Origin of the sequence: Chitinophaga jiangningensis, assembly GCF_900142605.1 — a bacterium.
Taxonomy (GTDB): domain Bacteria; phylum Bacteroidota; class Bacteroidia; order Chitinophagales; family Chitinophagaceae; genus Chitinophaga; species Chitinophaga jiangningensis.
Genome location: NZ_FRBL01000001.1, coordinates 808,505 through 820,453, shown reverse-complemented (window position 1 = coordinate 820,453; position 11,949 = coordinate 808,505). Strand labels below are relative to the sequence as shown.

Annotated in this window: 9 protein-coding genes; 4 read left to right on the top strand and 5 right to left on the bottom strand. The window is 46.0% G+C overall.

From position 1 onward, the window contains the following. Nucleotides 1-7 precede the first annotated feature (7 nt). Entirely contained in the window at nt 8-1,315 is a 1,308-nt protein-coding gene (locus tag BUB18_RS03425) for a RagB/SusD family nutrient uptake outer membrane protein (protein ID WP_073078024.1), read from the top strand. Nucleotides 1,316-1,411: 96 nt separating this feature from the next. Here the strand turns inward: BUB18_RS03425 and BUB18_RS03420 are convergent, their stop codons facing one another. From BUB18_RS03420 to BUB18_RS03405, 4 genes are all read right to left on the bottom strand, one after another. Continuing rightward, nucleotides 1,412-2,008: a hypothetical protein gene (locus BUB18_RS03420; protein ID WP_073078022.1), complete on the bottom strand. Its 597-nt coding sequence runs from the start codon at nt 2,006-2,008 to the stop codon at nt 1,412-1,414. Beyond that, complete coding sequence (locus BUB18_RS03415) at nt 1,998-2,519, bottom strand: RNA polymerase sigma factor (RefSeq protein ID WP_083549305.1); 522 nt, start codon at nt 2,517-2,519, stop codon at nt 1,998-2,000. Before BUB18_RS03415 ends, BUB18_RS03420 begins: the two co-directional genes overlap by 11 nt. Continuing rightward, nucleotides 2,470-3,315 (bottom strand): alpha/beta fold hydrolase, encoded by an 846-nt coding sequence (locus BUB18_RS03410; RefSeq protein WP_073078020.1) that lies wholly within the window; start codon nt 3,313-3,315, stop codon nt 2,470-2,472. The genes BUB18_RS03415 and BUB18_RS03410 overlap by 50 nt, the downstream gene beginning before the upstream one ends. Before the next feature lie 105 nt (nt 3,316-3,420). Beyond that, a complete protein-coding gene (locus BUB18_RS03405; RefSeq protein WP_073078018.1) occupies nt 3,421-5,847 on the bottom strand; it encodes an ABC transporter permease in 2,427 nt (808 codons plus the stop codon). Nucleotides 5,848-6,015: 168 nt separating this feature from the next. On the opposite strand from BUB18_RS03405, the gene BUB18_RS03400 reads away from it, so the two are divergent. Further along, a complete protein-coding gene (locus BUB18_RS03400) occupies nt 6,016-6,441 on the top strand; it encodes a secondary thiamine-phosphate synthase enzyme YjbQ (protein WP_073078016.1) in 426 nt (141 codons plus the stop codon). A gap of 1 nt (nt 6,442) precedes the next feature. On the opposite strand, the gene BUB18_RS03395 is transcribed toward BUB18_RS03400, so the two are convergent. Next, nucleotides 6,443-7,063 (bottom strand): RNA polymerase sigma factor, encoded by a 621-nt coding sequence (locus BUB18_RS03395; protein ID WP_083549303.1) that lies wholly within the window; start codon nt 7,061-7,063, stop codon nt 6,443-6,445. A 263-nt stretch (nt 7,064-7,326) separates the two neighbouring features. On the opposite strand from BUB18_RS03395, the gene BUB18_RS03390 reads away from it, so the two are divergent. Both BUB18_RS03390 and BUB18_RS03385 read left to right on the top strand, forming a co-directional pair. Then, the gene (locus tag BUB18_RS03390) at nt 7,327-8,346 is read left to right on the top strand and encodes a FecR family protein (protein WP_073078013.1); all 1,020 of its coding nucleotides are present in this window, start codon (nt 7,327-7,329) and stop codon (nt 8,344-8,346) included. A gap of 28 nt (nt 8,347-8,374) precedes the next feature. Further along, the gene (locus tag BUB18_RS03385; protein ID WP_073078011.1) at nt 8,375-11,947 is read left to right on the top strand and encodes a SusC/RagA family TonB-linked outer membrane protein; all 3,573 of its coding nucleotides are present in this window, start codon (nt 8,375-8,377) and stop codon (nt 11,945-11,947) included. Nucleotides 11,948-11,949 lie beyond the last annotated feature (2 nt).

The following is an 11,949-nucleotide window of genomic DNA, read 5'->3' as shown; positions in this document are numbered from 1 at the left end:
AAAAGTCATGAATCAATATATTAAATATTGCCTGATAGGAACACTGGCCATTGCCACCTCCTGTTCCAAAAATTTTTCGGACCCGAGCGGACCCTCGTCTGATCAGGCTTACAGCACCCCTGCGGCCATTGCGGATGTAGTAGTGGGCTTACAGGCCTATTATGTAAAGGATCGTACTGGTTTGCTCTATAATTCGGTTACCGCGGGCAGCATCCTTACGGGTGAAACTTTTGTAACCAACACAGGAAATGTGGATGAAGCGCAGTTGCAAACCGGTGGCGTTGCAGTATTAAATACCAACTCCGTTATTAACCAGTTATGGAATACCAGTAACAAGATTATTTATGAATCCAACAGGGTGTTAGCTACCACTCCGAAGGTGATTACCGATGCAGGTTTTGCCAGTGGTGTAATTGCCTACGCCTCGTTGTATAAAGCATGGGCAATAGGTACACAGGCCGCTTTTTTTGAACAGGTACCTGATACCAGTGGTTTCCCTGGCCCTAATACGCCACCGGTAACCTTCATTAGCGGTCAGGCTGGTTATCGCAAGGCAGTAGGTGTGCTGGATAATGCGATTAATACCATCACGGCAACGCCTATAGGTAGCAATTTTACACCGTATGTACCGGCAGGTGTAAATATACTCAACTCTCTGTATGCGCTGAAAGCAAGGTATGCCCTATGTGCAGGTGATTACGATGTAGCGTTGGCTGCGGCAGATAAGGCTAGCCTCACGGTTAAATCCACCCTTAACTTTAATGACCAGGTAAACAACCCGATCTTTTTCCTGGTGGCGGCTACGAGCAACATTTATCAGGCTACGGATTCCACCATGGGTTTACCGGTTGGATTCCGCCCGGAAAATGCTGACCAGCGCCTGCCATTTTATTTGTTGAGAAACCCTACGTCTTCACTGAAATGGGGTATCAAAGGTTTCTGGACTTCTACCACAGCGCAGATACCGGTGTATTTACCAGGAGAAATGACTTTGATCAAAGCAGAGTGTTATGCACGTAAAGGCGATGTCCTTAACGGCTTAATTGAGCTTAATAAAGTGGTGACCAAACAACCTTCCGGCGATATTTACGGCGTAGGTGCAGGACTTCCTGCCATCGCCGGTGTTGCCTCCCCAGCGGCTTTATTAGATTCCATTTATAAGCATAGGAGAATAGAATTATACCTGGCCGGACAGGAACTGGAGGATAGTCGCCGCTTCGGCAGACCAGCGTCTGAACGTAAGCGTACCTACTTCCCTTATCCGCTCGTTGAACGGAACGATAACGCTAATACCCCGGCTGATCCTGCACAATAACAGGAAAGCTTTTTTGCGGAATTTTACCATGCATGTGAATGAAAGAAGCCAGGTCCTGAAAAATGGACCTGGCTTCTTTTCGTTTATGGCTTTACGTTAGTCTTTTGTATCTGCTATTACTGCCTCCAGTTTACTGATAACAGCCCCGAGGGATTGTTCCTGTTTGGCAATTGCCTTCTTCCTGAAATAAAACCAGTTGATTAACCCCCAAACCGTAACCGCACCATATATCATCAGGGTGGTAGTGATGCTAAGATGGCTGGTGTACTCGATCATATAAAGTGCCAGACCGGAAAACAGCAGGATGAAGTAGGCGTTTAAAATGCCGCGTTGCAGGTAGCGTTGTTTTTCCCGGATCTGCAACATGTTTTGTAGGTATTCCTGCACTGGTACTTCTTCCTGGCCTTTGGCGAAAAGTTGTTTGATAAGGCCGGCGGAACTGGCAAGATACAGCAGGATGGCCATGATGGCCAGTGCTACGCCTATCCAGGTGGTGATCATTTTCGGGCGCGACATCGCTACAATGTAGCAGGCCCAGAAGATGGTGGCGATCAGCAGCACGTACGATAAAATGAGCTTGCGTTTTACGGCGCCCTTCACTTTGGCTGCCTTTTCCAGTAGGGCTTTGATATCTGGTGCCGGCGCTGTTTTTCTGCTACGCCACAGCTGTTGAAATTTATCGTCAGCGTTCATATGCCTTAAATTTTTCCGTCAGTTTTTCTTTAATGCGATGTACTCTCACCCGCACATTTGATTCGCTCATGCCCAGGATGCCGGCTATTTCTGCCTGTTTCACATCTTCCAGCTCCATGGAGATTATCAGTCTGTCCGTTTCATTTAAAGTAGCAATACACTGATACAGAAAGTTCACTTCATCTTCATTTACCACCGGGCCTTCGTCGGCTTTATCCACTTCCTTTCTCACAAATTTGCTGCTTCTTTCCAGCTGGCGTAAACAGTTATTACAGGCGATGCGGAAGATCCAGGTACCGATGGCAGCTTCGTTCCGGAAGTTGGGCAGCTGCTGCCAAACGGTAATAAACGTGTCCTGTGCAATATCCTTGGCCCAGTCATCATCATTTACGTAACCCATGCACAGGCGGAAAACTTTGTCCCAGTAGTCGGCGTACAGCTCATCAAAGGCTTGCTGCTGGCTAATTGAGGAATTGGGTGATTTCGTTAAGATACCATTCTGTATCGTCATACATGATAAAATGTAATCCCTTGGTGGCGTATTTCAGGGTGGCTGTTGTCAGATGCTTATATTGTTCTTCTATCGCCGGTTTAAAGTTAATAAAAGAAGATTCTAATAACACCAGGGTCGGAATTTTTACGGCAGAAATTGTGGTACGCTGATCCAGGTTGGAAAACTGACAGTATGTATCCACGTATGTTTTACGGTCTGTTTTTACACCCCACCTGATAATATCTTCTTTATGTACGGTATCTGTAGTAAGGCGTGAGATGGTCATTTTTTGCATTTTGTACATGGCAGAGTCATTCATCGGTAGGATGCGGTTTGCAAAGGCAGAGCAGTCAGGGGTTTCAGCCTGTTTGAAGTCAGGGTTCATCAGTGCACCGAGGCACGGTAACGCATCTACGATAACGGCTTTGCTGAACAGGTCAGGGTAGCGTGAGGCAAGCGTCATTACCAGTCCGCCACCAAGGCTATGCCCGATCAGTATCGGATGATGCAGATTGTTTTTGCGTACATAGGCAGCAATTTCCTCTACCCAGTTGCTGATGTTTGGTGCGGCTTCGGCAGGAGCACCTGCGTAGCCAGGCATGGTTAATATATAGCTCGTATATTTATTACCAAGGCCGGCAGCGGTACCATCAAATACATCGCCACTGCAGGTAAATCCGGGAATCATGATGACTGCCTGTTTACCTTTTCCGACAGTTTTTACCTGGAAACCAGGTTGTGTAGTTTGCGCAAATGTATTCAGGCAAAGAGCAGCGAGTGCGAATATCAGGAAGAGAACGAATAACTTTTTCATGGGTGTTTGTTTTTAAATTTCCTTTTAGATACGCGACCTTTCAGAATGTTACACGATCACTGAAAAAAAATTAAAAAATTTTTCACACCCATGAAAATCAATTACTTATTCGCTCCTTAAACTTTTAATTGGGTTGGCAAGGGCGGCTTTTACTGCCTGCAGGCTCACCGTTAATAAGGTAATAATAATGGCGCCAAACGCCGTTGCGGCAAAAATCCACCAGTGGATATCCACCCGGTAAGCAAAGCCTTTCAGCCATTGCTGCATCAGGTACCAGGCCGCCGGTACAGATAACAGGAAGGCCAGCAACACCAGTTTCAGAAAATCGGTGGATAGTAACCTCACAATACCTGAAACACTTGCTCCCATTACTTTACGCACGCTGATTTCTTTGGCGCGCTTACGGGCGGTGTAGGTGGCCAGGCCAAATACCCCGAGGCAGGCTACAAAAATTGTAAGGCCGGCAAATATGGCGAGGATGCGGCCGGTATTGGCTTCCGACTGATAGCTGTCGGCATAGTGTTGATCTAAAAAGGTATAATAGAAGCTCACATCGGTGTTCATGGATTTCCACTGGCCTTCCAAACTGGCTACGAGTTCTTTTGTATGAGCAGGATCATGCTTGATGATAAACATTGGCCCCCAGCCGTTGCCAAGCTCCATTACCAGCGGTGAAATAGGAGAATGCATGGATTTAAAATGAAAGTCTTTCACCACGCCTATCACCTGGTACGTTTTGCCGGGTGCGTTAATATCCATATGCCGGTAGGTTTTGCCTATTGCATTATTACCCCAGCCCATGGCTTTGGCAGTTGTTTCGTTGATCACCGCTGCGGAGGTATCACCGCCGAATTTAGCGGAAAAGTTGCGCCCTGCAAGCAGCTGCATGCCCATTACGTCCAGGTAGTTTTCATCTACTTCATAGCGCAGCGTTTTAATCTGTGCATCGGACGTCTTTTCGTAAATGAAATAGTTATTAGAATAGCTGGGGCCTGAAGGCAGATAGGCTGATACCGTGAGGCCTTTAACTCGGGAGTCCTGCAACAGCTTACCCTTTAAGGCTTCCCGCTGCGATCCGCTGATACGGTCGGTTTGGTGCAGCAGGAGCACATTATCTTTATTATACCCCAGTTTCTTATGCTGTATATACGACAGCTGATTATAAACAATAGCGGTGCTCACTATTAAAGTAATGGATACAAAAAACTGGAATACTACGAGGCTGCTGCGGATCCGTGTGCCTTGTTTGCCACCGGGGCTGAAGCTCCGTTTCAGCGCTGCATCCGGCTTAAAAGATGCGAGGAAGAAAGCTGGATAACTGCCGGCTATCATACCTGTAATCACTGCAAAAACCAGGATGATCGGTATAAGCCATGGGGTGCTGAGCCAATGCAGTTCTATATTCCGGCCTGCCAGTTTATTAAAGGTAGGGAGTAACAGGAACGCGAGTACGACTGCAATAATAGTGGCAATGAGGGTAAGCGCAATGGATTCCAGCATAAACTGTATCACCAGCCTTCCCCTGGCGGCCCCCAATACTTTCCGCATGGCCACTTCCTTTACCCTGCCTACGGCATTAGCGGTGCTGAGGTTCATGAAATTGATGCAGGCAATCAGTATCATGAACAGGACAATAGCGCCGAAGATATAGATGTAGCGGATATCGCCGGGGGTATCCAGGTCGTAGGCATAATCGGAATGAAGGTGGATGTCTGTCAGTGGTTGCAGGCGAAGGTCAAATTTGTTACCGGCCGCTTTGAATTCGCTGAGCGACATGTGCATGTGTTCCTGCATTTGCTGGCCTACATATTTTTCCACCAGCGCCGGTAGCTTGGCTTCCAGCTTCGTATAATCGTAACCTTTAGGCAGCAGCAGGTAGGTGAAATAGCCGGAAGTAAGCCAGGACTCGGAGCGGGAGTCAGCAACAGAGCTCATAGAGGCGAGCATATCAAAACGCATATGCGTGTTGGCTGGCTGTTCTTTATATACCCCGGTCACGCGGTAGTATTGGTTTTCATCCTTAAAGAAGAGCATTTTGCCCATGGGGTCGGCGTTGCCGAAATATTTTCTGGCGGTTTTGTCGGACAGGATGATAGTAAAAGGTTCCGTCAGTGCCTGGGATTTATTCCCATCCAGCAGGTCGAAGTCGAATATTTTAAACAGGGATGGATCGGCGTAGCCCATCATATATTCCTGGTAAGTTTTGTCTTTATAGGTGATGGTAGGGATGCCGGCGTTTCGGAGTCGCACGGTTTCCTGAATTTCCGGGAAGGTGCTTTTCAGCACGGCGGCCAGTGGTGGAAATACATTGGCTTCCCGCATTGGTTCGCCTTTTACCTGTCCCCGCAGCACTACTCTTACGATGCGGTCCGAGTTTTTGTTGAACCGGTCGTAGCTGAGTTCATAGCTCACATAGATGGAAATAACCAGGCAGGTGGCTATGCCTATGGCCAGCCCGGTGATGTTGATGGCGGAAAAAGCTTTGTTTTTCCACAGGTTGCGCAGCGCTATTTTCAGATAATTGCGTATCATGATGGAGCAGGAATCAAAGTAGATGCCGCTTAGCGGAGTTATTGATTTTCAGGGAGATGTAAATGTTGCATGCGCCCTGAGTGTCCGGTTTTAGTACATTATTTGTCCGAAAGCAGACGTTTAGTATAAAGATAGGGATGTATTAATTTTGTGACAAACAGGAAATATATGAAGATATACCAGCAAGGCGTTAGGTTGCGGCCAAGAAGCAGAGGTTTTCATTTGATTACCGGGGAGGTATTACAGGCTATTCCGCAGGTTTCGCGGATTAAAACGGGTATGTTGCAGGTATTTATACAACATACCTCCGCGGGGCTTACTATCAATGAAAACGCGGACCCAACGGTACGCACTGATTTTGAGATGTGGTTCAACAAGGCGGTACCGGAAAATGATCCGGATTACGAACATGACTACGAAGGAGCGGATGATATGCCGGCGCATATTAAAGCCTCGTTGCTGGGTGCTGCTGTAATGATACCGGTGCACAATGGCAGGCTGGCGTTGGGCACCTGGCAGGGTATTTATTTATGTGAACACAGAAACGATGGCGGTTCCCGGAGTTTAGTACTGACGGTGTGGGGAGAGGAATAGATTAGCTGCCCGCCTGCTGCAGCGATGTTTTATAGGCCTGGAGCAGCAGCATCAGTCCAGGCATGGATACCTGCATGATATCCCTCATACTCTTCAGGGCTCTTGCCGACAGCTTGTAAGCTCCTTTTACAGAGATGCCCATAATAGCGCCTATCTGGTCATAATCCAGTTCTTCAAAGTATCGGAGGTAAATAATTTCTTTCTGCCGGCTGTTTAGCTGGTTGAGTGCTTCGGTGATTTGTTTATGTTGTTGTTGCTGACTTTCTTTATTGATATAGGTTTGCTCGTAGGAAAAGTTAGCGAGGAAATCATGTTGTTCCTTGTCGAAGGAAACGAGGGTTACATTACGCCTTGGTCGTAACCGGTTGTAGAGTGTACTGCGCAGTGCCACGAAGAGGTAAGGGCGGAGGTCCACATTTGCGCTCAGGTTATGGCGGTTGGTCCAGAGTTTAATAAACAGTTCCTGGATGGTATCTTTTACGAGTTCTTCCTGCTGATGCAGGCGCATAGCATACTCATATAACCGGTTGAAGTACCGGTCGTAAATTTCTGCAAAAGCCAATTCGTTGTTATGTTGTAGTGCTTCCCAGAGCGCCGTATCAGATGCTGATGAAAGATCCATGTCCCAACTTCTCGCCTTAAAAATACAAAAAAATAGTGTAGCCGTTGGTGAAGGCTGTTAGTAAACTGTCCGTGGTTGCCTAGATATAAGAATATTAATACGGATGTAAATGTATAAAAACAATTGATTTAAAAATTCATTTAAGAAAAATTAAAAAAATTAAAAAAAAGTGGGGTGTTTTGCAAAATCCTTGTGTTCTGTTTAAGTCAGGGGGTTACTTTCTCCATGCGACCTGAAATTGTGGTACTAACGATTGTTGGGATTTGAAACATAAAAATTATCAGTCATACACTAAAGAAGAGTTCCTGGAAGACGCGTTCTTCACGGAGTGGGTACGTAGTGCCCAGCCTGATGCAGCGGCTTTTTGGGAGGCCTGGGAGGCGGAAGGGCATGCAAATGCAGCGGTGATGCGGGAGGCCAGGACTGTACTGGAGGGTATTTTTAGTTTGGAGAGAATAAAGTCGCCGGCGGCTGCAAAGGCAGCAGTATGGGCAGGTATTCAGGCGGGAATGGAGAAGCAGCCGGATTCCGTTAGCACTCCTCTTTATCGGCGGTTCTGGTATGCAGCAGCAGCTGTGATCTTACCAGTGGCCATTTTTGGAGGATATTATTTGTTTAGTAACCGGGAGAAGCGATATTCAACCGGGAACGGAGAACATTTAGTGGTAACTTTGCCGGATTCTTCGACCGTTACGATGAATGCAAATACGACGATCACCTATCGCAGGTGGAGTCAGGAAAAAAGGGAGGTTTGGCTTAGCGGGGAAGCGGTTTTTGAAGTGAAACCTTCCGTTAAAACACTCGCGGCGCCGTTTACCGTTCATGCCGGGGAGGTAGATGTAGATGTATTAGGGACAGTATTTAATATAAAGAACAGAAGAAACAAAGCAGAAATATTTCTGCAAAGCGGTAAAGTAAGAGTTACCGGGCTACAAAAACACAACAGTGTAGTGTTGATGCCTGACCAAAAAGCCAACTATTCGTCAGATACACTACAGGTAGTGACCTCCTCCGCCGGTAATACAAAGCCAATGGCCTGGCGGGAGTATAAAATGGAGCTTACCAACACTTCTGTTAAAGATATCATAGAGACATTGCAGGATCAATATGGCTATACCATCGTACTGCAGGACTCATCCATTGCCAACACACCTATCGAAGGAACTTTAAGGTTACAAAACATCAACAGTGTACTGTTCGAGCTGTCGAACATCCTGAACGTTACCATCGAGAAGCATAACGATACGCTGACGTTTAAGAACAACGGTCCGCGGGGCTATTAAACTTACTATTTTCTAAAAACCAAGATCAATGGGGATTTGTACCAGACAAAGCCTACGGGGCTTCCTGTACCTATGCGTACTTTTGCTCACTTTTAACTATGCCGGCGCTCAAAGTAAGGCAGGCAGAGTTTCTGTTAAAGAGGCATTAGCACAGGTCACAAAAATTTACGGCACCACCTTTATGTATGAAGGGGCACTCGTAAATGGTAAAACTACTACGGTAGATGTTAAGGCGCAGCGCAACAGGCCAGTGGAAGAAGTGCTCAAAGGCATTCTGTATCCTAATGACCTGTTGTTTCTGTATGTCGACAAGAATCACTATACGATAGTAGCAAAGCAGAAAACACAGGCACGGCAGGGGACTGAAAGGCGCCTCGTGGATCCGGGAAAGGATTTACAGAACGTGCCTACCAATAAGATTTATGGCTACGTATATGATGATGCTAATAATCCTATTCCAGGTGCGATAGTACTTGCTGCAGGCAGTAAATTTTATACAGGTACTGATGCAATCGGTCATTTTAGTATGACCCTACCGGACACCGTTAAAGTGGTTACTATTACCTTCCCGGGTATGGATAAAGTAACGGAACCGATCGTTGCAGGCCAACCGATGAAAGTTACCCTTAAAACCAAAGTCCTGAATGAAGTGGTGGTTACCGGTTACCAAACTATCAGCCGTGAACGTGCTACCGGTTCATTTGCTACCGTAAAAGCCGCTGACCTGGATAAACGCCGTATCTCTTCCCTGAACCAGGTACTGGAAGGTAACCTGCCGGGTGTAATGGTGTATAAGGACAAAATACAAGTACGTGGCCAGTCCACCTTTGATACCAGAGGAGCCAATCCTCTATATGTAATTGATGGTTTCCCTGTGGAAAACAGCACCATCGATGCAAACGGCTGGGTGGTAGATCAGGTGCCAAATATTAACCCGGAGGATATTGAGAATATCACTGTTTTAAAGGACGCTGCCGCTGCCTCTATCTATGGCGCACGCGCAGCTAACGGTGTGATTGTTATCACCACCAAAAAAGCAAAAAAGGGCAAAACCAGTATTAATTTCAGTGCTGATTATGCCGTAACACCAAAATGGGACCTGAGTTATCGTAAGAAAGCCAGTTCAGCAGAATTGATTGACCTGACTACGTATTATTTTGATAACAATCCGCTTTTTGTTACTAACCCTACGGGTACTGCTGCCAGCATCAGAGAGGCGAACGGTTATAATAACCCGGCGATGGAACTGTTGCTGCAGGTGGCTGAAGGAAAAATTACCAGAGCGGAAGCGGATGCACAACTGGAGGTACTAAAAGGTACTAACCAATATAACCAACAGATTATGGACAGGCTGATTCGGCCAAAGCAAAACCAACAGTATAATCTTTCTATTGGAAAAGCAAGCGAATCCAATGTATTTAATCTGTCTGCTACATTTAGAAATGATCAGGCTTACAGTATTAATGATAACAACAAGTTTCTCGGTGTCAACCTGAGAAACTCCACACAAATTTCCAAATGGCTGACGGCTGATGTGGGTGTATACATGAATTATTCGGATGGTCAGTCGCCCGACAACGCAACCGGGCAGATCACCACTGGCAGCGGTTGGTTTGATTACCTGATGCCATATGAATCTGCACTGGATGCTAATGGTAATATAACAACCGTTCGCCTGAAAGAATCAAAGGCAACACAGGATATCATTAAAAACAACGGATTATTTAGCCTGGGGATAAACCCGGCAGATGAGATGAACTACAACCTGGTAAAAAGTAAAGGATGGGATATGAGAACAAATCTCCGCCTGAACGCAAAAATTACCAAATGGCTAAATTACGATGTGATGTTCCAGTACGAACGTAACACGGATAGAATAGAACAGTTAATGGATCAGAACTCACGTTACATGCGCGGTTTCCTGAATTCTTTTTCTTATAAAGATGCTGGTGGTAACCTGAAGTTTAAATTGCCGGTAGGAAACAGCTTGCGTAATACCCTGGCCACTACTCGTGCTTATACATTTCGCCAGCAACTGAATTTCAATCATACATTCAACCGCAAACATGAACTCGTTGGATTGTTGGGATCGGAAGTACGTGAATCAAAAATTAACAGGGATTACTTTGCATTATTCGGTTATGACTGGCAAACCATGTCATCCATGCCGGTGAATGTGGACGATATTAAGAATGGTTTCTTAGGATTGAACGGTGCGCGTGGACAACTTAGCGCTTCTGACCTGGGTAAAGTTAGAGAAGTGATTAACCGCTTTGTATCTTTATACGGCAACGTGGCATATACCTACAATGAAAAGTATATGTTGTCCGGTAGTGCACGTATGGATTTGTCAAACCTCTTTGGTACCAATCCCAAATACCAGTACCGACCGTTATGGTCTGCCGGTGCAGGCTGGATTATGTCCCGGGAAGAATTTATGTCTGGCATCTCCTGGCTGGATATGCTGAAACTGCGTGCCTCTTATGGTATTAACGGAAATGTTTCTAAAGAAGCCAGTCCTTACATGGTGGCAAACTATAGTGCCAGCAACCAAACGGGTAACCTGGTGGGAGCCATCGGCTCTCCTCCTAACCCTAATCTCCGTTGGGAAAAAACAGCTACCACCAACGTAGGTTTCGACTTTGCAACGTTAAGCAACCGCCTTTCCGGTACCATGGATTTCTATGTAAGAAACAGTACCGACCTGTTGGCCAATGTTACCCTGGATCCGGCACTTGGATTTTCCAGCTCAAAAGTGAATAACGGCGGTATGCGCAACAGTGGTGTAGAGGTTTCCTTAAGAGGCAATGTACTCCGTAACAGAAGCTTCAACTGGGATATTACGGTGAACGGTTCCTATAATAAGAACAAGGTGACTAAAGTCGATTATCAACCTAAGCTCGTATCCGAACTGGTACCCAACGGAGGTAATTACTATCTGCAGGGTGATCCATATTATAGTTTTTACAGCTACCGGTATGCCGGTGTAAATGAAAAAGGAAATGGAATGATTTACGGGGTAGACGGTAAGCCAACAGATGCCCTGGTAACAAATCCGGCAGTATTGCAATATAGTGGAACTTACCTGCCACGTTATACGGGTGCGGTAATTAATAACCTGAGTTATAAACAATTCCAGTTCTCGTTTATGGTGGTGTTTAATGCAGGTCACATTATGCGTTATGAATTGCCAACCTTGAATGGAGGCTACCCGAGTTATGTGGCTATGGAAGGTATTATGAACGCCTGGAAAAAACCAGGTGACGAACTGACAACGGATATTCCTAAACTGCCGTTCGACTACGATAAAACCGTGTTGACGCAGAGCAGACAGTACTACATTTATTCTGATAAGTCTATTGCTAACGCCAGCTTTATCAAGGCAAGAAATCTCTCGCTGAGTTATAACCTGCCGCAAGATTGGCTGAAGCGCCTGAAGGTGGCTAATGCCCGCATACGGTTCCAGGCAGATAACCTGTTTTATATCGGATTCAATGGTCAGGGAATAGATCCGGAGGCTGCCACTATTAGCAATACCACTATTTCCAGAGGATTACCGATCATGCCTACTTATAACTTTGGTATCAACCTTTCAATTTAGTA